General features: G+C 53.8%; 18 protein-coding genes. 7 read left to right on the top strand and 11 right to left on the bottom strand.

Going from position 1 to position 21,314, the window contains the following annotated elements:
* Nucleotides 1-129 precede the first annotated feature (129 nt).
* The 9 genes from ABD920_RS10315 to ABD920_RS10275 all read right to left on the bottom strand — a co-directional run bounded on the left by ABD920_RS10315 (nucleotide 130) and on the right by ABD920_RS10275 (nucleotide 9,498).
* The gene (locus tag ABD920_RS10315) at nucleotides 130-900 is read right to left on the bottom strand and encodes a 3-keto-disaccharide hydrolase (protein ID WP_345158807.1); all 771 of its coding nucleotides are present in this window, start codon (nucleotides 898-900) and stop codon (nucleotides 130-132) included.
* Nucleotides 901-997: 97 nt separating this feature from the next.
* Nucleotides 998-1,678: a gluconate 2-dehydrogenase subunit 3 family protein gene (locus tag ABD920_RS10310; RefSeq protein WP_345158805.1), complete on the bottom strand. Its 681-nt coding sequence runs from the start codon at nucleotides 1,676-1,678 to the stop codon at nucleotides 998-1,000.
* A 22-nt stretch (nucleotides 1,679-1,700) separates the two neighbouring features.
* The gene (locus ABD920_RS10305) at nucleotides 1,701-3,440 is read right to left on the bottom strand and encodes a GMC oxidoreductase (protein ID WP_345158803.1); all 1,740 of its coding nucleotides are present in this window, start codon (nucleotides 3,438-3,440) and stop codon (nucleotides 1,701-1,703) included.
* Between the two features lie 598 nt (nucleotides 3,441-4,038).
* Entirely contained in the window at nucleotides 4,039-5,127 is a 1,089-nt protein-coding gene (locus tag ABD920_RS10300) for a DUF1574 family protein (protein ID WP_345158802.1), read from the bottom strand.
* Nucleotide 5,128: 1 nt separating this feature from the next.
* A complete protein-coding gene (locus tag ABD920_RS10295; protein WP_345158800.1) occupies nucleotides 5,129-6,616 on the bottom strand; it encodes an MBOAT family O-acyltransferase in 1,488 nt (495 codons plus the stop codon).
* A 276-nt stretch (nucleotides 6,617-6,892) separates the two neighbouring features.
* Nucleotides 6,893-7,498, bottom strand: a complete 606-nt coding sequence (locus ABD920_RS10290; RefSeq protein ID WP_345158799.1) for a superoxide dismutase — start codon at nucleotides 7,496-7,498, stop codon at nucleotides 6,893-6,895.
* 76 nt (nucleotides 7,499-7,574) lie between these two features.
* Complete coding sequence (locus ABD920_RS10285) at nucleotides 7,575-8,030, bottom strand: nucleoside deaminase (RefSeq protein WP_345158797.1); 456 nt, start codon at nucleotides 8,028-8,030, stop codon at nucleotides 7,575-7,577.
* Between the two features lie 186 nt (nucleotides 8,031-8,216).
* Nucleotides 8,217-8,792: an energy transducer TonB gene (locus tag ABD920_RS10280; protein WP_345158795.1), complete on the bottom strand. Its 576-nt coding sequence runs from the start codon at nucleotides 8,790-8,792 to the stop codon at nucleotides 8,217-8,219.
* Nucleotides 8,793-8,943: 151 nt separating this feature from the next.
* Complete coding sequence (locus ABD920_RS10275; protein ID WP_345158794.1) at nucleotides 8,944-9,498, bottom strand: hypothetical protein; 555 nt, start codon at nucleotides 9,496-9,498, stop codon at nucleotides 8,944-8,946.
* Between the two features lie 292 nt (nucleotides 9,499-9,790).
* On the opposite strand from ABD920_RS10275, the gene ABD920_RS10270 reads away from it, so the two are divergent.
* On the top strand, nucleotides 9,791-10,237 hold the full coding sequence (locus ABD920_RS10270) for a hypothetical protein (protein WP_345158793.1): 447 nt from the start codon (nucleotides 9,791-9,793) through the stop codon (nucleotides 10,235-10,237).
* Nucleotides 10,238-10,880: 643 nt separating this feature from the next.
* Nucleotides 10,881-11,276, top strand: coding sequence for a GtrA family protein (locus ABD920_RS10265; RefSeq protein ID WP_345158792.1), 396 nt, complete (start codon nucleotides 10,881-10,883; stop codon nucleotides 11,274-11,276).
* 5 nt (nucleotides 11,277-11,281) lie between these two features.
* Here ABD920_RS10265 and ABD920_RS10260 read toward each other — a convergent pair whose 3' ends face one another.
* Nucleotides 11,282-12,910 (bottom strand): glycosyltransferase family 39 protein, encoded by a 1,629-nt coding sequence (locus tag ABD920_RS10260; RefSeq protein ID WP_345158790.1) that lies wholly within the window; start codon nucleotides 12,908-12,910, stop codon nucleotides 11,282-11,284.
* 94 nt (nucleotides 12,911-13,004) lie between these two features.
* Between ABD920_RS10260 and ABD920_RS10255 the strand changes: the two genes are divergently transcribed.
* The 3 genes from ABD920_RS10255 to ABD920_RS10245 all read left to right on the top strand — a co-directional run bounded on the left by ABD920_RS10255 (nucleotide 13,005) and on the right by ABD920_RS10245 (nucleotide 16,309).
* The gene (locus tag ABD920_RS10255) at nucleotides 13,005-13,892 is read left to right on the top strand and encodes a glycerophosphodiester phosphodiesterase (RefSeq protein ID WP_345158789.1); all 888 of its coding nucleotides are present in this window, start codon (nucleotides 13,005-13,007) and stop codon (nucleotides 13,890-13,892) included.
* Between the two features lie 75 nt (nucleotides 13,893-13,967).
* The gene (aspS, locus tag ABD920_RS10250) at nucleotides 13,968-15,725 is read left to right on the top strand and encodes an aspartate--tRNA ligase (RefSeq protein ID WP_345158788.1); all 1,758 of its coding nucleotides are present in this window, start codon (nucleotides 13,968-13,970) and stop codon (nucleotides 15,723-15,725) included.
* A gap of 35 nt (nucleotides 15,726-15,760) precedes the next feature.
* Nucleotides 15,761-16,309: a GNAT family N-acetyltransferase gene (locus ABD920_RS10245; RefSeq protein WP_345158787.1), complete on the top strand. Its 549-nt coding sequence runs from the start codon at nucleotides 15,761-15,763 to the stop codon at nucleotides 16,307-16,309.
* Between the two features lie 358 nt (nucleotides 16,310-16,667).
* On the opposite strand, the gene ABD920_RS10240 is transcribed toward ABD920_RS10245, so the two are convergent.
* Nucleotides 16,668-18,896: a cytochrome c biogenesis protein CcdA gene (locus tag ABD920_RS10240; protein ID WP_345158784.1), complete on the bottom strand. Its 2,229-nt coding sequence runs from the start codon at nucleotides 18,894-18,896 to the stop codon at nucleotides 16,668-16,670.
* Between the two features lie 578 nt (nucleotides 18,897-19,474).
* On the opposite strand from ABD920_RS10240, the gene ABD920_RS10235 reads away from it, so the two are divergent.
* Complete coding sequence (locus ABD920_RS10235; protein WP_345158783.1) at nucleotides 19,475-19,786, top strand: hypothetical protein; 312 nt, start codon at nucleotides 19,475-19,477, stop codon at nucleotides 19,784-19,786.
* A 210-nt stretch (nucleotides 19,787-19,996) separates the two neighbouring features.
* Nucleotides 19,997-21,313 carry a hemolysin family protein gene (locus ABD920_RS10230; protein ID WP_345158782.1) on the top strand — a complete coding sequence of 439 codons (1,317 nt, stop codon included), beginning with the start codon at nucleotides 19,997-19,999 and terminating at the stop codon, nucleotides 21,311-21,313.
* Nucleotide 21,314: the final 1 nt, after the last annotated feature.

Genomic DNA, 21,314 nt, shown 5'->3' with positions numbered 1-21,314 from the left:
ACGTTTCCATATATGCCTCACCCACCGGCTACAGGTATACTCTTCCTGCTGCGGGTGGGTGAAGTTAATTTTTGTATTAGACTGTGTTGAAGCCAGGTTTTATATATGACCTGACTTATGCATAATCCGTTACAGTTCCCTGATCCAGATATTCCGGAAGCTGATCGGCACGCTCTTGTCGCCATGCGCCTGTAGCTTGATGGGAGCGGGACCGTGCTGCTTGTAGGATGGCTTGCCGATATACTGCGTCGGGCCCAGCAACTCCACATTGTTCTGCACCAGTACCCCGTTCAACAGCACCGTTACCCGCGCCGGCGTCTCCACGGAGCCATCCGCTTTAAAAGTGGGGGCTTTCCAGAACACATCATAGCTTTGCCATTCGCCCGGTTTTTTGGTGGGGTTCGCCAGCGGCACAAATTGCTTGTAGATGCTGCCAGCCATGCCGTTCACGTAGGTTTTGTTATCGTACGAGTCGAGCACCTGCAGCTCGTAGCCCGCATCGCCTTTGCCCGTAGAGGCCAGGAAGATGCCGCTGTTGCCGCGTGCCTGCCCCTCCAGATTAATGTTCTCAGGGATTTTCCACTCGATATGCAGTTGGTAATCCTCAAACTCCTTCTTGGTTTCGATGTTGCCGACCGCTTTGTTCACGGTCATCACACCGTCCGCCACTTTCCACTGCGCCGGCTTGCTCCTGTCCTCCACCGACACCCACTGGTCCAGGTTCTTCCCGTCGAACAGGATGGTTGCATCCGAAGGGGCTTCGATGCGCACCTCTCCCGGTGTTACCTTTTCAGGTATCGGCTCCCAAACTTCAGTGTCTTCCGGTTTTGCCTTTTGCTGTGCCTGTGCCATAAAAAAGCTGCCGGCCAGCAGCGTAGTCATTAGTATTTTAGATGTCATTTTGTGGTTGTTTATATATAATCTGTGTTTCCCCGTTTATATATAAGCTATATATAAACGGCGTCTTTTTTTGTTGAACTTAGTGGCTATAGATAGCCTACACGTTCCGCCCGTTTGTCACGCACTGGCGCAGTTGTTCCTCGGTATAAGCCAGGTTGTGCTCCTTCAGCACCTCCTCCGGCACGCCCTGCCATTGGTTTGGGCGGTTGCCTACGTACCCGATGTCTTCCACGCCCATTTCGGAGGTAAAGAAGCCGGTGGCCGTCAGGTTGCGCATCAGGCTGAAGAAGGCAACCCCTTTCTTCATTTCCGGCGCTGCCTTTTCGGGGTAGGCGATGGCATCCACTATCTCCAGTTGCTGCTTTTCGCTGCACTCCCGGAACGGGTTTTCGTAGCGGTCCTGGCACTGTATATCCAGCCACTTAAGTCCGCTGCGCATCGGCGTCTGGAACTCCGGCTTATCCTTTACGATAAATTCGATAAAGTCAGGCACGCCGGCATCAGACGCATTGCCGCTTACTTCATCCTCCGGAATGATGATGTTGGCCAGTATGGTGATGGTGGCCATTTCCGGTTCTGTGAAGAAGGTCCTGGAGGTGATCTCCTTTAAATGGGCGATCTCCTCCGGCATGCGGCCTGGCAGTGGCGCAGTCTCCGGTGGCGTGTCGAGTACTTGTGCCGCCTGCTCTTCGGTTTTGGTGTCGCCGCAGGACTCCAGCAGAAACGCCGAGGAAACAGTGCCCAGCACAATGGCCTTAAGTGATTCTCTTCTGTCCATATAGTTCAGCTTTAACCTGTGCTTAGATGTTTTGCTTTTTCATTTGATCGACAATGTACTCCGATGCCCGCATGGACAGCGCCAGGATGGTCCAGGTGATGTTCTTGTCGCCCTGCGACACGAACTGCCCTCCGTCTACGCAGAAGAGCGTCTTGCTGTCGTGGGCCTGGCTCCATTTGTTCAGCGCCGACTTCTTCGGGTCGTTGCCCATGCGCACAGTGCCTGCCTCGTGTATGATCTTTCCCGGTGCGGCAAGGCCCCAATTATTATGCGGACCGGCATCGCCGCCCGATGTGATGATGGCACCCATCTCGTGCAGGATCTCCTTGAAGGTGGTGTTCATGTGCTTGGCCTGGTTTATCTCATAGTCAGAGTACTTCACGTTGAAGCGCAGCACCGGAATGCCGTATTTATCCACCACGTTCGGGTCGATCTCGCAGTAATTGCTCTCAAACGCAATGGCCTCCCCGCGACCGGCCATCCCGACGCCCGCGCCATACATGAAACGGTAATCCGCCTTAAGCGATTTGCCGTAGCCGCCCGCCTCTTTGGTGCTGCCGTTTACCTGCAGTTTACCATTCAAACTCTCAATGCCCCAGCCAAAGCCGTAGGCCGGCTGCTGCATGCCTCCCCAATACTCTATATGATACCCTCTCGGGAAATCAAGCTTCTTGTTGTCCAGCCACCAGGGTGTGTACACGTGCATGCCGCCTACACCGTCTTCGTTGTAGCGCTTGCGGCCCATCAGTTCGGGCAGCACGCCGCTGACGGAGGCGCCGGTGGAGTCGTGCAGGTACTTGCCCACCACGTCGCTGGAGTTGGCCAGGCCGTTCGGGTGGCGGCGGGAGACGGAGTTGAGCAGCAGGCGCGCGCTCTCGCACGCGCTGGCGGCCAGTATCACCACGCGCCCGTTCACCTGATAGTCCAGCATATCCTCCTTGTTCACGTAAGACACGCCCGTTGCCAAGCCTTCCGAGTTCGTGATTACCTCCCGCGCCATCGCATTGGGCACAACATCCACGTTCCCGGTGGCTACGGCAGGCTTTACCAAACAGGAGCCAGCGGAGAAATCAGCGTATACTTTGCAGCTGCGCCCGCACTGCGCGCAGTAAAAGCACTGCCCGCGCTCCTCGTTTATTTTTTTGGTGAGGATGGACAAGCGGGAGGGGATAACCGGGATGCCAATGCCCTGGGCGGCTTTCTTTATCTTCAGCTCGTGCAGGCGCGGCAGGGGCGGCGGCAGGAAAATACCGTCCGGCTCATTCTCCAGCCCTTCGTTGGTGCCGAACACGCCGATCAATCTGTCTACCTTGTCATAGTAGGGCTTGACATCTTCGTAGCCGATGGGCCAGTCTTCGCCCAGCCCGTCAATGCTTCTGTGCTTAAAGTCCTTCGGCCCGAAACGGAGCGATATACGACCCCAGTGGTTGGTCCTTCCACCCAACATCCGGGCGCGCCACCAGTCCCATTCGGTTCCGTCTACCTTGGTATAGGGCTCGCCGTCTATCTCCCAGCCCCAGTAGCAGCCGTCAAAATCACCGAAGGGCCTGAACTTGGTGCTGGCCCCTCTCCTCGGGGATTCCCACGGGTTCTTCAGCTGTGCGGAGTCCGTGGCGGGGTCGAACATAGCGCCCGCTTCGAGCAGGCATACTTTTAAACCCGCGTTAGCCAGTACATAGGCAGCCATACCGCCACCGGCTCCAGAACCTACGATCACAGCATCGTATTTCTTAGGTTCTTCTTTGATCTGATAATCTGCCATATAAACGTATACAAGTCAGAGGTTAGAATTTGAACCCATAGCATGCCGGGGCTGAGGTCAGCAATGCCGGCTTCAGGTACAACTGCCCGCGCTGCTACAGAGTTTGCCTCTGCTATGATACAAATTTACAGCGTGAAGTGCAACGCATCAGCCATAAATGACACTTAAAGCAGGCTTAAACGCACAGTACATTCAGGTCATGGCTAACCACCTGTCATAGGGCCTGAAGGCGGAGGGGCCGCTGCAGGCACTCAGGATGGCTATCGTAAACAGAAACTATGACCGGGCAGTACGCCACCTGCCAGAATGTGGAAGGCAAGCGCGTAAACGGCTTTTAAAGGATGAGTTCTACTTGGAGCGGGACTTTGCCCTCCACCTGGAAGCCTTGGAGGTGATCGGTGAGTCAGTGGGCATCTATAGCAGTCAGCGCCCCCACCCCTCGTGTGATTGCCTGAGCGGGTGCACTTCTAGCGGGAGCAGGAGGTAAAACATTGAGAAAAAACCTCCAGCACAAACGCATCGGAGGTCTCAGATTGAAAAGTAGTTTTGTTTTAAACAAATCGACCTACTTCAGGACTCAACTTTATATATGCCGCTGTCAATTACTCGGCCTCATAACGGCGGTATGTTGCCTTTTTCTGGCTTGCCACGACTTAGAAGGCTGAGAGGGACCCTTGTGCTTGTGAAGGGTCAAGCTTGGGTTAAGAACTCCTGAAGTATATAAATCATATATAAATAGCCCGTTGAATTTTTCTACCCCGCTCTGCGAAAGGTGGTTCATATCTGAAAAGTCGGCAGAGGATATAAGTGATAACCCTTTCCTTTCGTTATAATCAAAATAAGGGATATTGTTCTCTTTGGCAATCTTGGCGATAGTGTTTGTATAATTGGCGTAATTGATGACTTTACGCTTATACTCCTTTGTGACAGGAGTCATAACCAGTATCAGTTTCTTGTTGCGGGACTCACACAAGGCAATAATCTTTTGCAGGTATTCTAGCTGCAAATCGTGAAGCGTGGCGTTCTGAGGCTCTATCTCACCAAGTTTTTTAGGATCTAACTTATTCTTTGTTATTAGCGATTCCGAAAAACCGCCTGGAATATACCTGGCGTCTTTAAATTCTTTTTGCCTGATCTCGTGAAGCGGGGTCCGCAGCCTTGTGATGCACGCTGCAAACAGGGTGCCATATACGGGCGCGTTTTTCAGATCGAACACCATCTCAAGCGTGTTCTCGTCCAGATCCGAATTAGAGACGATATCTATGGAGGGCTCCACCCCATCATTCTTGCCTACCCCCCAGTACAGATCCAGTACGATATACTCAGGATTGAGTGTTGGCAGGTATTCCTCTAATAAGTAGTATGTGTTAAAAAGCGTTTGGGCGGAAGTGCCCAGGTTGAAAGCTTTCAATCCGGAGCTTTCAAAAATCCTGACATCAAAACCCCTGTATACCTGAGACGATCCAACAAACAGAATGTCCACATCGGACACCCTTTCTGCTTCTTTCAACCGTAGCAAAGTGTACCCCCGGCCCCCAGGGATGTACAAAGCATTAGGAAGCCAGCTCCTGAAATTATTGGCCCCTACAGAAGGCACAAAGCTTGAGTAGAGAAATATAATAAATGAATAGAAGAGGAGAGTTGTTACAACTACCACCAAGCCTCTCAAAAAGAATAGCTTCTGCATCCTAGAACTGGAAGTATATAAACTCAGACTCGGAGAAACTGCCAAACAGCAAAATAGAGGCAAGCAAAAAGTTATAAGCTGCCACCCGAACGGGAAAGGGGTATCTTGAGATTCTCAGGCGCAGGCTTCCGCTCCTCTGTGAAAGTTCTATAACAACAAGCACAAGAATAGCCGCCACCCCGAGCACAAATACTTCTCTGTTTTGCCCTAGGTAAAGCAGAACGCCCCTTTCTGCGTGTTTATTTAGCACGATGGCTTGGGCGGTTTCAGTTAAGCTGCTGAAAAGATGCGTGGTAATATACAACGCATCGCCTATTGTGTTGGCCCTGAAAAATATCCAGGCTAGGCACACTAAGGCGAAAGTAGTACCAGTTTGTACGGCCTTGCAGTACGGTGCCTGCTGAACCAACCCGATGGCATCCATGGCTGCGTTGCGCCGTTCCTTTGTCAACTCCGCGATTACCAGGTAAAATCCGTGGAGTCCCCCCCACACCAGGAAGGTCCAGTTGGCCCCGTGCCACAACCCGCTCACCAGGAACACGATGAACAGGTTATAATACCAGCGCCATTTCACCACACGGTTGCCCCCCAGCGGGATATAGACGTAATCACGGAACCAAGTGGACAGGGAGATGTGCCAGCGAGCCCAAAATTCCTGAATCGACTTTGAAAAGTACGGCCTGCGGAAATTATCCATCAGTCTAAAACCCATCACTTGCGCTGAACCAATGGCAATATCGGAGTAACCAGAAAAGTCGCAGTAGATTTGGAAGGCGAAGAAAACCGTGGCCAGAATAAGCGGGATGCCCTCGTAATCTGTCGGGTTGTTGTACACCTGGTTTACCATCACCGCCAACCGGTCGGCAATCACTATCTTCTTGAACAGGCCCCACGCCATCAGCTTGAGGCCATTGGCCGCATTCTGATAATTGAAGTCGTGCCTCTCCTTCAACTGGTTTAGCAGGTTGCCTGCGCGCTCAATGGGGCCTGCTACAAGCTGCGGGAAGAAAGTTACGAACAGAGCAAAGATGCCAAAGTGTTTCTCCGCTTTGATCCTTCCATGGTACACATCTATGGAGTAGCTCATTGTCTGGAAGGTATAGAACGAAATGCCCATTGGCAGCAGTAATTCAAAGGCCGGGGCAGCGTATTCCATCCCTAAGAGGTGCGCCAGGTCGGCTGCAGCCCCATTGAAAAAGTTATAGTATTTAAAGATAAATAGGATGCCCAGGTTCGAAAAAAGGCTGAGCCAAAGCCACGGCTTTCGCTTGGATTTCTCACTGTCCATATACCGGTCCATCATCCGGCTGCATACGTAGTCAATGGAGGTGGATATAACCAGTATGATGGCATAGTCCACACGCCAGAACATGTAGAATGTATAACTGGCAATAAGCAGCAGTAACCACCGGAAGCGATAAGGCAACAGGAAATAGAGCCCTGCCACGGCCGGGAAAAAGACAAGAAACTCAATGGAGTTAAACAGCATATGAAGCCTGATTAAGTCTTGATGGTGTTACAACTACCTATCAGCGCTTATTACAAGTACCTATAGATACTAATTAGACTATTGATGAGTTGCGCACAAATTACTACTTTTTCTTTAAATAAGCATGTGCCCCGGAAATCAGATTAAAAGTACCTGAGCCGAACTGTCTTGAGTCGCGAAAACAGAAAGGCCCGAGCCATACATGGTTCGGGCCTTTCATTAAAATGTTCATAGGAGGAAATGCTCCTATGACTAAAGCTTTTTGCCTGATAAGGATTACTTCGCCTCGTTATAGCGGCGTGTCACCTCTTCCCAGTTCACTACGTTCCAGAAGGCGCTGATATAATCGGGGCGTCGGTTCTGGTAGTTCAGGTAATACGCGTGCTCCCACACGTCGAGGCCAAGGATAGGCTGTCCGCCGCAAGCCTGATCCACGTTCATGATGGGAGAGTCCTGGTTAGCGGTGGAGCATATGGTCAGTTTGCCGCCGTCCACGCAGAGCCAGGCCCAGCCAGAGCCGAAGCGCGTAGCCGCAGCTTTATTGAATTCTTCTTTGAAAGCATCAAAAGAACCGAAAGCGCTTTTGATGGCATCTGCCAGTTCGCCGGATGGCTGGCCGCCGCCGTTTGGAGACAGGACTGTCCAGAACAGGTTGTGGTTGTAGTAGCCGCCGCCGTTGTTGCGTACAGCTGTGTTGCCATTTACATTCTTCAGAATCTCTTCTATGGATTTGTTCTCCATGTCAGTTCCCTGAATCGCATTGTTCAGGTTGGTTGTATAGGCCTGATGGTGCTTTGTATGGTGGATCTCCATGGTGCGCGCGTCGATGTGCGGCTCCAGGGCGTCGTAAGCATAAGGTAGTTTCGGAAGTTCGAAAGCCATAGTTTTATGTGGTTTATAGGTTGAAAAATGATGTTCATACACTTGTTATAGGTGTACGTCTTGGTTTCAAAGTTAGTTAATTTCTTTTAGCCGCAAAGAAAGCGGCCATCAGGTCGGCGCACTCCTGCGCCATAATGCCACTGACCATTTCGGTTTTGGGGTGCAGCAGATTCCCCACCCGTCTATAACCGCGCTTGGGCTCCGATGTTCCGAACACCACCCGCTTCAGCTGCGCCCAGTAGCTGGCGCCGGCACACATCACGCAGGGCTCCACGGTTACAAACAAGGTGCAGTCGTGGAGGTACTTATTGCCCAGGTACTCGGATGCGGCGGTGAAGGCCAGCATTTCGGCGTGCGCCGTTACGTCATTCAGTTTCTCGGTCTGGTTATAGGCTTTGGCGATGATGCGGTTGTTCGCCACGATCACAGCACCGATCGGCACCTCGCCCTCCGCATAAGCCTGTTTGGCCTGCGTGTAAGCCTGCTGCATAAAGCTCTCGTCGCTGTAGATGGATAGAAAGTCTGTGGCCATGGGTTTGAGTTTAAGTGGAGCCGGCTTTTGCCGACCGCCTTATATATAGATGGGGCATACCCTGCAGGCTTTGCCCCTGAAGGCCCGGGCAGCTCGCGTACAGGTGGCATCCCCGCAAAATTAAGAGATAAGCACGGCGAATCAAAAGCCAGGCGCAGCGGCTTCGCTGGAATCTGAAACGGCTGCTTACCTGGCCTTCACCACTCCCAAACCGACGATGACAATCTCCTCCGCCAGGTAAACGGGCTGGTGGGGAGCATCGGCTAAAAGTTTCTCGTGTACTTCCGTCAGATGATCCTTCGGTAAAGGCAGTTCGTTTCCGTCTGCCCCACGCATCTGAAATGTGAAGGGGAACAGGTACGTGGAAGAAACAGGGCTTCCGTTGATTTCAGCAGGCTTCCACCGGGTCATTAACCTCAACACGCGCGCACCTTCCTTCTCAAAGTATGGGCTATCCGTGTGCGCCGCTTTTATATCACGCACTCTGCCTTCCGCATCAATGGTTACCTGCATGATGGCACGGCCAACGTTTTTGGCTATATGTGCCTGCGAAGGATACCGGGCATTCTGGGCCAGTAACTTCAACAGCCCTTCTTCTCCGCCCGGGTACTCAGGTGCTGTCACTTCATCAGCCGGTACAGAGGTGTTTTGCTGTGCCGGGGCCTGCGCGGAGGATGGTAGGGAGCTTTGGCCCTGAACGAAAGAGGGTGTTCCTGACGACAGGAAAAGCAGGAAGGCGATGAAAAGGAGAGTTGTTGGCATTTGGCTCAGTTGGCTTGGTAGTCCTGTTTAATAGAGGAGCTTACGGGGTATGAATATAGCGCTATTTAAAGACTTTGCACCGCCTGTTGCGTTTTAGCGCGAAAAAGCCCCTCCTGAAAGGAGAGGCTTTGGAATGTATAGGCCATGAACTTTACTTGATGTTGATGGAGCCCATGATCTCGCGGGCCGGCTGTTGCCAGTCGTTCTTCATCATAAAGGGCACATGCAGCGTGAAGATCATCAGTTGATTTCCGGTGATGGTGTACTGCACGATGCTGTACTTCTGCATCGGCGCCAGGTTCGTGGTGCCGCGCTCATCCTCCACCGACGATACAAACTCAAACACGATAAAGTCCTTGCCTTTGATCTGAGTCACTTCCTGCCGTATAAAGTCCACCTTGCTGAAGGTCTCCAGCAGGTTTGCCTTGTAAAACTCGCGCAGCATGTCCAGGTCCTTTTCCCTGAACTGCGACTTTTTCTGCGTCACGCTGAAGTCAACCTGGCCGTTCGGGCTCGTATATACGGCCAGCGGCTTGGTAGCGGCCGGGTATTTGCGGGCGATGCCATCGTCCGGCAGCGGCGTGAAATCCTGCGGCAGCATTACGCTAAGCTCCTTGCTGATCTGTACTTTCTTCAGCTTGGGTTGGGCAAAGGCAACACCGGCCAAAAAAATAACGGCTAAAAAAGCTATATATCTTAAGTTCATGTGTTTCGGTAGGCAAAGCTGTTAACGAGCGGGCAAGATTACCCAGAGTGTTTTTATGCAATTACTCTGCCAAAGTCTCTAACGATTTACATACCCTGCACATTGCGTAGGCAATATCTTCTGCGGCTGGATGCCGTTAATAGAAGACGTGAGACTTCGGGCGCAGCACACACTCCCATATATATAGAGGCGCTGCCATGGCAACATGGCTGCTTTGCACTGCGCGTAGCTTTAGCCTCAGGCAAAGTCTGGCAGGGGCTGTTTTATAACCAATCACTAAAACCATACAATCATGCTTGAAAACATCATCAACAATATGAAAGGGCAGCTGACAGGTGAGCTGCAGAGCAAATACAACCTGGAGCCTGAGAAGGCCAACAAGTCAGTGGACCTGGCCAAAGACAACCTGATGGACGAGATGAAGGCCCGCGCCGGCAGCGGCGATTTCGGCGGCATTATGGATGTGCTGAAAGGTAACAAAGGGGCCACTGAAAGCCCGGCCATCAACAACGCTATCCAGAAATATGTTGGCGACCTGACAACCAAATTAGGAATCCCGGCATCAGTCGCCAGCCAGGTGGCGCCGTTTGTGATGACGTTTATCATGAACAGGTTTGCGAGTAAAGTCACCTCTGAGGGCATGGGGCAATCCGACATTATGAGCAGTTTGCTGGGCGGCGGCATCAAAGACGCCGTTACCAAAGGCATCGGCGGAAAACTGGGCGGCCTGTTTAAGTAACAGGGCGTTGCTTTAGCTTTATGGTGTTATAAATTAAAGAAGCCATCCCCATGGGGGGTGGCTTCTTTGGTAACGTCATTTAGGTTGCTTGGGTCGGAAAGGCGTTTCCCCCTTGAAAAACAAGAACGCCTTATTGCCAGGACATGTATTTGCCTTCCTGCAATGCTTTTATATATAAGTTATATGCCGCGTCCTTACACGGCGCATATTGTCTCGTTCTACGCTGGCCTTGGCAGGTTTCCCGCCTGGCAAACACCACGGTATATGCCGTTCCTGTGCCCGCTTTGTACCTGCTGCATACCGCATACACGCCAGCTATTATAGAAAGCTTTTTAGGCCATATCATTATTCTGCGGGCTACAGCTACGGGGTTTCCGGGATGCGATTCCTTACTCTTTACCCCTTATAACGAGGTATTACAGCGTCTCTGATAGGTTTATGGGTTGTATTTAAAATAAATTATACCAACCAAGGGCCTTTATCTACCAACCCTAAGCACAGGTTGATATAGCACCGAAACCCATATACCAACAACATGCCTGTGGTTTAAAATTGGTTGCATGGCCGAAGTCTGCTACTTTTGCAGCTTCTGCTGAAAAGTACCTTGCGTTCAGGGCCGGCAGTAAGCGTAACGCCGGATTCGATGACTGAAAGTGTACCAAACCTTTTCTTTAAGTTCCTGAAGTTTGGACTGGTGGGTTTCTCCGGCCTGCTGCTTGATTTCGGGGTGACCTATATAGCCAAGGAAAAACTGCGCTGGAACAAGTACATCGCCAACAGCCTGGGTTTCCTGTTGGCCAGCGGCAGTAACTATTACCTCAACCGCGTCTGGACCTTTCACAGCCTGGACCCTGAGATTGGCTGGCAGTTCTCGAAGTTCCTGTTTGTGGCGGTGGTCGGGCTGCTGCTCAACAACCTGATCGTATACCTGCTCACGGACCGCGCCAGGCTCAACTTTTATATCGCCAAGTTCGGCGCCATCGTGCTGGTGTTCTTCTGGAATTTTTCGGTTAACTATATCTATACCTTCACGAGGTAGGGCGGTTAGGGTAGCACCCGGTAGATCTGCACATGCTCGTCTTTGTGCACGCGCGGGTTCAGCAGGTGCAGCAACTGGTCATACAGGGAGGGGGTGATGGTATGCTCCATCTTTAGGTTCGGGAACAGGCTGTGCAGGCGCGCCATGCGCTCTTCCAGGTCGTCGGTGCCCACCACTACCACATAATCCGGCTTGTAGGCCGAGGCGGTTATTTCCTGCTGCAGTTCCTGCGGCGTCTTGTCTTCGTTCAGGGTGTAAGCCATCACAAAATCCGCTGGGAGTTGCTTCCGGCCCTGCAGGTACTCCTCCCACACCATGTCTTCATCCAGTATATACTTGTCATACTCGGCGCTCATGTGGCCCAGGTAAAAGAGCGGTGGCTTTTTTACGCTGTGGTTACCGAACTCCAGTACCACGCCGTCCAGGTCTGGCTTCTCCGACAGGTACACCAACGGAGCCACGCGGCTCTTTTTGGTATAGGTAAAGGCCATTCCTACCGTGGCCAGAATGTTCAGCGCCCAGAAAAAGCCCCAACTCCAGGCCAGCAGCCTGCGCCGGCGGTGCCAGAATGCGGAGGTCTTCACAAACTGCTGCCACCCGATCACGCCCAGGATCATGATCAGCGGGAGCAGCGGAAGGATAAACCGCTCCTGCTTGTTCGGGAAAAGCGAGTGCGCCACAAAAAAGAGCAGACCGCCCCAGAAAAGCTTCGGTGCCAGTCTGGCGGTGCGGGCGTAGCCCAGCACCAGAAACACACTAACGGGCGGCACCAGGAAACCAAGTATCGTGAGGGCAAAGCGGTACACCGGGCCGGTGCTGAAGTTCTCCGCGTTCTCGGTGTTATACAGGAAATAGGCCACAATGGAGTGGAAGGGGTAGTCGAAGAAGATGAGGTCGATCACGCCCTGCACCAGGAAGGCGGCCACGGCGAAACCCACCAGCATCGCACCCGCCTCGCGCCACTGGCTGCGGTAGAGCAGCACCAGCCCGGCCCCGGCGCCGAACAGCACCGTGTGGTAGCGGATGGTAAAAGCGATGGCAAACAGGGCGCCTGCCCAGAAGTAGGGCATCACCCGCTTGCGAGCGGCCTGATCCTGCTTCACCATCAGGTAAAAAGCAGCCAGGTAAGGCGGTATGCACACCATCTCGACCAGGTTGCGCACGCTCATAAAGGGCATAAACCACACCAGCGCCAGCATCAGCCCCACCAGCCGCGCCTGCTGGGTGCCAGCGAGCCGCTCCGTGATCTTGTAGCCAAAGTACACCACCAGCAACGAGTACAGGCCGTGCAGCACCCGCACCACCGTCATCTTCACCTCCGGACTATAAACCCCCAGGGCCTCGAGTATATAGAGAATAACATAGTGAGCCAGCACGTACAGCATGCTGTGGCGGGGCGGCATCGGCTCGTTCAGCCACAGCGGCAGCCCGTCCAGCCAGCCCTGCGCAATCGTGATCACGTCGAAATGATCGTCGCTGAAGGCAAACCCCTTGGAGAAGAAGGCCGCGAGCAGGCGGATGACCAGGGCGAGCAGCAGGATGAAGGAGAGCGGGACCAGGTAACGGGTATGGACGGTGCCCGGGGCGGCTTTTCCGGCAGAAACCCCTGTGGTTGTTTTCGTAGAACTTTGCATGTGGCGGACGTAGTACTGCACAAATTTAAGGGGAATTAAAAAGAATTGGTGTTACCTTCGGCTTTTAAATTGAATAAAGAGCATGCTGACTCCTGTGAAGCCAAGACGAAAACGGCGGTTGCAGTTCATTCCGAAGTTGCTGCTGGCGTTAGGCGGAATGGGGCTGCTCCTATATGCAGCGCGCGAATTCTACTACGCCTCCCGCTACTCGGGTGCCGACGTGCTGGTGCTGGGCCATGCCGGCTCCGGCTTCTTTTCCCCACTGAACCCCTTCAACCCGTTGCCCCCCAACAGCAAGGCCTCCTTCTTAAAGGCGATGGCGCACGGGGCAGATGGCCTGGAAGTAGACGTGCAACTGAGCAAAGACGGCGTGCCCATCCTGTACCATGACGTGACGCTCGCCTCGTCGACCGTGTGGCAGGAGCCGGATACCATTGAGAACCTGCATGCGTCCGAGGTGGTGGGGCTGGCCTACAAGGGCGGTTTTATATATGACCTTTTCCATCAGGAAAAAATCATCACGCTGGAGGAGCTGCTGCAGCAACTCAGCGCCTACCCGGAGCAACCGTACCTGCACATCGACCTGCGCAACCACGACGACTCGCGCCACGGCTATTATGCCCGCACCCTGATGGCCCTGCTACGGCAATATGACTACCCGCTGCAGAGGCTCGCCTTTATTTCCCCGAACGCTGATTTCCTGGATGCCTTCCGCCACGAGGAGCCAAAGGCCACCTTGATGATCGACACGGGCGGCAATTTTGAGCAGGCCATGCAGACTATCCTGGCTCGCGGGTTCCAGGGGATTTGCGCCAACGGCCGCGACGTGAGTGCCGAGCAGGTGCAGGAGGCGAAGCAGCAGGGGCTGCAAGTGGTGCTGTTCGGGGGCAAGTCCAACTCCCGCATCGCGAAGATGATTGCCATGGAGCCAGACGCCATCCAGGTGAACGACGTGGCGGCCATGCGCCGGATGCTGGACTAACATCTTTTCCTGAACCAACCCATCAAAACTTACAAATCATTACATTTGCATTATACAGACACATTGATTGAAGCTATGCTCAGAACACACACTTGCGGCGAACTCCGCATATATAACAAGAATGAGGATGTTATCTTAACCGGCTGGGTGCAGCGCCTCCGCGACAAGGGCGGCATGGTGTGGGTGGATCTCCGCGACCGCTATGGCATTACGCAGCTTTCTTTCGAGGAAGGCATCACGCCGCCGGCCATCATCGAGCAGGCGCGTAACCTGGGTCGCGAGTTTGTGGTTCGGGCAACAGGCAAAGTAATCGAGCGTTTCTCCAAGAATGACAAAATACCGACCGGTGAGGTAGAAGTGAAGGTCTCGAAGCTGGAGATCCTCAATCCCTCCAAGCTTCCGCCGTTCATGATCGAGGACGAGACTGACGGCGGCGACGACCTGCGCATGCGGTACCGCTACCTCGACCTGCGCCGCGCCCCGGTGCGCCACAACCTGGAACTCCGCCACCGCATGATGCGCGAAGCCCGCCACTACCTCGACAGCCACTATTTCATCGAGGTGGAGACGCCGGTCCTGATCAAGTCCACGCCGGAGGGGGCCCGCGACTTTGTGGTGCCAAGCCGCATGAACCCGGGGGAGTTTTACGCCCTGCCGCAGTCGCCGCAAACGTTTAAGCAGCTGCTGATGGTGGCCGGTTTCGACAAGTATTTCCAGATCGTGAAATGCTTTCGCGATGAAGACCTGCGCGCCGACCGCCAGCCGGAATTCACGCAGATCGACTGCGAGATGTCGTTTGTGACGCAGGAAGACATTCTGAGCACCTTCGAAGGCTTCATCAAGCATATGTTTGCAGCGGTAAAAGGCATCGTGATCGACAAGCTGCCGCGCATGACCTACGCCGATGCCATGAAATTCTACGGCTCTGACAAGCCGGACACCCGCTTCGGCATGCGCTTCGTGGAGCTGAACGAGCTGGCCAAGCACAAAGGCTTCCCGGTGTTTGATCAGGCGGAGCTGGTGGTCGGCATCAATGCGAAAGGCGCGGCCGGCTACACCCGCAAACAACTCGACGAGCTGACCGATTTTGTGAAGCGCCCGCAGATCGGGGCCACCGGCCTGGTATATGCGCGCGTGGCGGAGGATGGCAGCATCAAATCGTCGGTGGATAAATTCTATACGGCAGAGGACCTGGCGGCATGGGGCATGGCCCTGGATGCGCAGCCCGGCGACCTGCTGCTGATCATGGCCGGTGCCGCCGAAAAAACCCGCAAGGCCCTGAATGAGCTTCGCCTCGAGATGGGCGAGCGCCTCGGCCTGCGCGACAAGAACGTGTTCTCGCCGCTGTGGGTCGTGGACTTCCCGCTGCTGGAGTGGGACGAGGCCACGCAGCGCTACCATGCCATGCACCATCCGTTCACCTCTCCGAAGCCAGAAGACCTGCACCTGATTAATTACCGGCCAGGCGATATCCGTGCCAACGCCTACGACATGGTGATCAACGGGGTGGAAGTTGGCGGCGGTTCGATCCGTATCCACGACCGGAAGTTGCAGGAGCAGATGTTCCACCTGCTGGGCTTCTCCAACGCAGAGGCAGAGGCGCAGTTCGGCTTCCTGATGAGCGCGTTTGAGTACGGGGCGCCGCCGCACGGGGGCATCGCCTTCGGCTTCGACAGACTTTGCTCGCTGTTTGGCGGCGCAGACTCTATCCGGGACTTCATCGCTTTCCCGAAGAACAACTCGGGCCGCGACGTGATGATCGACGCCCCGTCGCCGATCTCGGACGTGCAGTTAGACGAGCTTCATATCCGTCTGAAGCACCTGCACCGCTAAGCGGGGCCGGATTATATATAAATTCCACTACCAAGGTGAAAATAGCCGCGCAGGAGCACGAGTTAAAGACAGGGGAAAAGGTCCTGATCCGGGAGGGGAACGTGGCCGATTCAGGAGCGTTGCTGGAAACCGTGCGGGAATATGTGCTTACGAGCCGCTACCTGATCATCGCCCCCGAAGAGCTGGAGCAAACGGTGGCGGATGAGGCAAAGTGGATCCGGGAACTGCGCCTGAACCCGAACTCTTTGCTGCTGCTGGCCCTGCACAACGGAGAGGTGATCGGCAACCTCGACCTGACCGGAAGCGAGGAGGAGTTCGAAGACCAGTCAGGCTTGATCACCATGGGCATGCTGCAGGAGTACCAGAACAAGGGCCTGGGCTCTATTTTGTTGCGCGAGGCGGTGGCGTGGGCCCGGCAGAACCACAAGCTGCAGGTACTCTGCCTGCAGGTGGAGCGGGCCAACAAAAGCGCGGTGCGGCTATATCAGAAAGCAGGCTTCAAGATGGAGGGAAAGCAGCCGGATGTAGCGCCCGAGGACCAGGTGGACTATGGCGAGCGCATCATCATGACGCTGAACCTTTAATATGGGGCGACATTGGGTTTGATATGCCTCGGAACATTGATCTGTTAGCGGCCTATCAGGTGGGGAATGCCTTTATAGCTCCGAAACCAGTTTGCCGCCGAGGAAATGCGTTAAAGTATCAAGAGTCAGTGCCAGTGGCTGCTACCACTGGCTTCACCACCCGCTTCTACAACCGGAAAAGGAGGCATTCGGCGCTAAAATTCTTGACGCCTTGCCCATAGGAAAACCTGCTGCGCAACCAGGCTTTGGCTGCCTGAGAAAAGCCTTCGATAAAATACTGCAATTTCAAGCGCATGGTTGACCAAACACTCGCAGGAGCTGCGCACGCTCCGAGGTTTTGGCAACAGCCTATATATGTTTACTTCGCCTGCGCTGTAGGGTCATGCCTTGCCTTGTACGAGGCAACGCCGGCATCCAGAAAGCGAACGAAATTCTCTACGCTCAGGTCGTAGGCGATGGATTTTACCAGCACGTTCTCCTGCGCGTCCATCAGCACGTAATAAGGCTGCGCGTTCACATTAAATTTCGTAATCTGATAATCGGCGTTTTGCTTCCCAATGCTGGTCTTCTCTTTGTTGTCGTAGCTGCTGGTATACCATTCCACCTCGGGCAGTTCTGTTTTATCATCCACGTAGAGCGCAACAATCACGTAATTCTCCTGCAGGCGCTGTAGCACCGCCGGATCGGACCAGACATTGGCCTCCATCTCACGGCAGTTCACGCAGCCGTGGCCGGTAAAGTCAATAAAGATAGGTTTCCCTTGCTCTGCCGCGCATTCTTTCGCCTGCTCCAGGTCGAAGTACCCTTGCAGCCCGTGCGGGAGTTCGAATATATCGCCGTACTTTGGCTGACCGCACAACTGGTCGGTCACCGCGGTTGCGCCCCCGCTGCTGCTCCGGCGGAACATGCTGTTCAGGTCAAAATCGTGGGTAGACTGCGGCGGCAGGTAACCGGCCAGCGCCTTCAAAGGGGCACCGAACAAGCCTGGTACCAGGTACACCACAAAGCCAAAGGTGGCGATCGCCAGGAAGAGGCGCGGCACGCTTATATAGGGCAAGTCAGAATCATGTGAGAACTTGAGCTTGCCCAGCAGGTAAAAGCCCATCAGCGTGAAGATCACAATCCAGAGGGCGATATATACCTCCCGGTCCAGAATCCCCCAGTGGTACACCTGGTCGGCCACGCTCAGGAATTTCAGGGCCAGGGCCAGCTCAATGAAACCAAGTACTACTTTCACGGAGTTCAGCCAACCGCCGGACCTGGGCAGACTGCTGAGCCACGACGGGAAAACGGCAAATAAAGTAAAGGGGAGCGCAAAGGCCAGTGAGAAGCCGAACATGCCGGCAACCGGCCGTATGGTTTCGCCGCCGGCTGAGGCCACGAGTATACTTCCCACGATGGGGCCGGTGCAGGAAAATGAAACCAGCGCCAACGTGAATGCCATAAAAAAGACCCCCAGCCAGCCTCCTTTATCCGCCTGCGCGTCCACTTTCGTGAGCCACGAACTGGGCAGCGTAATCTCGAACATGCCGAAGAACGACATGGCAAAGAGCAGGAAGATAGCGAAGAACAGCAGGTTGGGCAACCAGTGCGTGCTGATAAAGTTAGCCCCGTCTGCCCCGAAGAGCTTGGCTACTACCGTACCGATGAGGGTGTAGATGGCAATAATCGACAGCCCGTATACCAGCGCTTTCAGTACGGCCTGCCCCCTGCTGCCGCTGCTGCCAGTGAAAAAACTCACTGTCATGGGCACCATCGGGAATACGCACGGCGTCAGGAGCGCCACCAGCCCGGAGCCGAAAGCGATGAGCATAAAGGCCCACAGCCCCTCCTCCCCGCCTACCGGCTCCGGTACGGGCGCCGTGAGATCAGCAGCAAGCGCCTCAACGGCCGGATTTTCGGGTGTGCCTGCGCCCAGCGCGAAGGCAGGCGGTGCTTCGGCCTCGCTGCTGTCGGGTATATCCTGCAGAGAGGCCGTTTCTGATTTGGATTCCTGAGGGGCCGGACGGGCCGGTACCTGCGCTGGCACGCGCTGCGCTGCTTCTCCCGCCTCCTTGCCTGCTGCGGGCCGTGAAGCTGGTGTGGCAGCGGCCGTTACGTTTATCTGCTTGTTTGTGAAGGCGAAGGTGTCGTCGAATGGGATACACTGCCCGGTGACATCGGTGCATACCTGGTACTCGTAGCTGCCTTTCACCTCCAGATCGGGCTGCAATACGCGTATCTTCTGCCGGAACTGTGCCGTGCCCGTAAAGTAGGTGTACTCCCCTTCCCATATGTCGTCGTACTTTTTTTTGGGGTTGACAGGCTTCACTTTGCCCACCAGTTCGAAGGAAGGGTGTTTCTGAAAAGTGAATTCGGTTACCATCGGCCCCAGGTCCGGGTCAAAGTCCGAGGAATACAGGTACCAGTCCTTGTCAATCTTCACATTAAAGACAAGCTCCACTTCCTCCCCCACGGCCACCTGTTTATCAGAAACATCGTAGCTCCAGGTAGCGGGTTTCAGCACTTGAGCCTGCGTCAGCAGTGCCACCAGGCAGAGCAGCCAGGTAGCCACTAACTTTATTCCTGCTTTATTCTCGAATCTCATAAAATCTGGTTCATCTGTATATCCGGCGGCGGCAGTTGCAGCCGCCGCAGTTCCCTTTGCCAATCGTGCTGCAAAAATAGGTATTTTTGTACTGATCCTGCGCCTTCGTCCGCTGTGTCCGGATAAACAACAACTATCTTGCCCTTAACGTTGCCTGCCCTGCCACATATTACCCGGTCCAAATGCGATTAATCTCTTTTCAGCGCCTGAAACCAACCTTGTAATTTAATATCTCTTTATTATTTCCCTGCCACAGTACAATTAGCAGTCGCTGCACATCCTCCTGTTTCCGTTTAAAGGGCATTTAAGCGATAATCAGAATTTTTAATACAATAAAGGGGCTTATTCTAATGCAATATTTCATAAGTATTTAACAATTATTATATAAGAAAACAACTATAGTTAAACATTTTCCGTATTAGGTTATATATACAAATGTTTCACCAGTTAAAGAAGAAGCTACACCCTCTGATGCAGGACATTCACGGAGAAAGAGCAGAAACAGCCAAACCTTTAGAATTTAATATCAAATTTCCTTGTAATATTTACATCGCTCAAAGCCCTTAACGCATCGGAATATGGATACAACTTTACACAGCTATGTTGACTTTACCCTCCAGACAGAGTGTGGCAAAACCTTCGAAAATGTTTTCAAGGTGATAAAGTTGGTGCGCGATGAGAAGCATAACTTCCATGTAGTTTACAAGACTTTTTCGGATGAATATATCTATTCCTTCTGCAATCCCTTTCAGGACGAGTTAATCTCCAATGTCTACAGAATAATCTCTGAGCCGGAGGCGAAGCAGATTTTTCTGCACCACCTGTCTCAGGACAACGCCCGCGAGTTGTTCACTACCGCCAAGGCGATCCCTGCGCAGTTGCGCTCCTGATTTACATTGCAAGTCTGAGACAAAAAGGTGCTTTGCGGCACCTTTTTGTTTTTCCGGCATCTGATAAAATCTATATATAAAATGCCCGTTTGGCGCGTGTCAGGGCAGTTTATAGAATGTTTCAGCAGCAGCGCGCCGTCCTCTTGTAGCAAAAGCACGTATTTTACTTAATTTTACACCTTTGCTGCTACATAACAGCAGACACTCCCTATGGCGTTAGATATTCTTTTAACCATATTCCTGGTCCTTCTGAACGGTTTCTTTGTTGCGGCTGAGTTTGCCATCGTCAAGGTGCGCTCCTCGCAGATCGAGCTTCGGGCGCAGGCTGGTAACACCATGGCCAAAATGGCGCAGAACATGCTCACCCACCTCGATGCTTACCTCTCGGCCACGCAGCTGGGCATCACGCTTGCCTCGCTTGGTTTGGGTTGGATCGGGGAAAGCGTCGTGTCGCAGATTGTGATCAACGTGATGGAGTTTTTCGGCTTCGGGGGAAGTGAGGAACTGGCGCACCAGATCGCCCTGCCTATCTCCTTTGCCATTATCACGGTGCTGCACATTGTGTTCGGTGAGCTTGCCCCAAAGTCGCTGGCTATCCAGCGCTCTGAGTCCACGGCGTTGGCCATTGCCTTCCCGCTCCGGTTCTTCTACATTGTGTTCAAGCCGTTTATATGGCTGCTGAACGGTTTCGCCAACTTAGTGCTGCGCGCAATGGGCATACACGCGGTGCACGGCGCCGAGGTACACTCTGCCGAGGAACTCCGGCTCCTGTTTGAGCAGAGCGTGGAGAGCGGCGCCATCCAGGATGCGCACCACCAGCTGATTGAGAACGTGTTTGAGTTTAATGAGCGCATGGTGAAGCAGATTCTGGTGCCGCGCACCAAGATGGTGGCTGTGGATGTGAACATCTCCGAGCACGAGCTGATGGAGTTGATCTTTAACGAGGGCTACTCGCGCCTCCCCGTTTACAACGGCAACATCGACAACATTGTCGGCATCCTGTATGTGAAAGACATCCTGAGCATCGTGCGCCGCGGTGAGCCCATCGTGATTGAGCAACTGATGCGGCCCGCCTACTTTGTGCCGGAGACCAAGAAAATCAACCTCCTGCTGAAGCAATTCCAGCGCCGCCATATGCACATGGCCGTCGCCACCGATGAGTTCGGGGGCGTCTCGGGCATCGTCACCATCGAGGACATCATAGAGGAGCTGGTGGGCGAGATACAGGACGAGTACGACGAGGAAGTGCCGATTGTGGAGAAGATCGGCGACTTCGACTACAAGGTGAGCGGCGCCGCCACCATCTCCGATGCCAACGACTACCTGCCCTACCCGCTGCCCGAGGGCGAAGACTACGAGACGGTGGGCGGCCTGCTCAACGTGATCTACGGCCAGATTCCCGAGAACCTGAACGAGGTGACTGACTTTAACGAGTACGAGGTGCGGGTGCTGGAGAAGTCGGAGCGGCGTGTGGAGTGGGTGCTTTTGAAAGTGCGCCAGGAAGTACTGCAGGGAAACGAAGACTAAC

This window comes from Pontibacter saemangeumensis (genome assembly GCF_039541895.1).
GTDB classification, from domain to species: domain Bacteria; phylum Bacteroidota; class Bacteroidia; order Cytophagales; family Hymenobacteraceae; genus Pontibacter; species Pontibacter saemangeumensis.
Note: the sequence above shows the minus strand (reverse complement) of the source record. Positions and strands in the feature narration are given on the sequence as shown.

Excerpts from the sequence above, each read along its gene's own strand:
- ABD920_RS10235 (WP_345158783.1), top strand. The coding sequence starts at position 19,475 with ATGGATACAACTTTACACAGCTATGTTGACTTTACCCTCCAGACAGAG.
- ABD920_RS10265 (WP_345158792.1), top strand. The coding sequence starts at position 10,881 with ATGACTGAAAGTGTACCAAACCTTTTCTTTAAGTTCCTGAAGTTTGGA.
- ABD920_RS10240 (WP_345158784.1), bottom strand. The coding sequence starts at position 18,896 with ATGAGATTCGAGAATAAAGCAGGAATAAAGTTAGTGGCTACCTGGCTG.
- aspS (WP_345158788.1), top strand. The coding sequence starts at position 13,968 with ATGCTCAGAACACACACTTGCGGCGAACTCCGCATATATAACAAGAAT.
- ABD920_RS10295 (WP_345158800.1), bottom strand. The coding sequence starts at position 6,616 with ATGCTGTTTAACTCCATTGAGTTTCTTGTCTTTTTCCCGGCCGTGGCA.
- ABD920_RS10310 (WP_345158805.1), bottom strand. The coding sequence starts at position 1,678 with ATGGACAGAAGAGAATCACTTAAGGCCATTGTGCTGGGCACTGTTTCC.
- ABD920_RS10305 (WP_345158803.1), bottom strand. The coding sequence starts at position 3,440 with ATGGCAGATTATCAGATCAAAGAAGAACCTAAGAAATACGATGCTGTG.
- ABD920_RS10285 (WP_345158797.1), bottom strand. The coding sequence starts at position 8,030 with ATGGCCACAGACTTTCTATCCATCTACAGCGACGAGAGCTTTATGCAG.
- ABD920_RS10290 (WP_345158799.1), bottom strand. The coding sequence starts at position 7,498 with ATGGCTTTCGAACTTCCGAAACTACCTTATGCTTACGACGCCCTGGAG.
- ABD920_RS10270 (WP_345158793.1), top strand. The coding sequence starts at position 9,791 with ATGCTTGAAAACATCATCAACAATATGAAAGGGCAGCTGACAGGTGAG.
- ABD920_RS10300 (WP_345158802.1), bottom strand. The coding sequence starts at position 5,127 with ATGCAGAAGCTATTCTTTTTGAGAGGCTTGGTGGTAGTTGTAACAACT.
- ABD920_RS10275 (WP_345158794.1), bottom strand. The coding sequence starts at position 9,498 with ATGAACTTAAGATATATAGCTTTTTTAGCCGTTATTTTTTTGGCCGGT.
- ABD920_RS10230 (WP_345158782.1), top strand. The coding sequence starts at position 19,997 with ATGGCGTTAGATATTCTTTTAACCATATTCCTGGTCCTTCTGAACGGT.
- ABD920_RS10280 (WP_345158795.1), bottom strand. The coding sequence starts at position 8,792 with ATGCCAACAACTCTCCTTTTCATCGCCTTCCTGCTTTTCCTGTCGTCA.
- ABD920_RS10315 (WP_345158807.1), bottom strand. The coding sequence starts at position 900 with ATGACATCTAAAATACTAATGACTACGCTGCTGGCCGGCAGCTTTTTT.
- ABD920_RS10260 (WP_345158790.1), bottom strand. The coding sequence starts at position 12,910 with ATGCAAAGTTCTACGAAAACAACCACAGGGGTTTCTGCCGGAAAAGCC.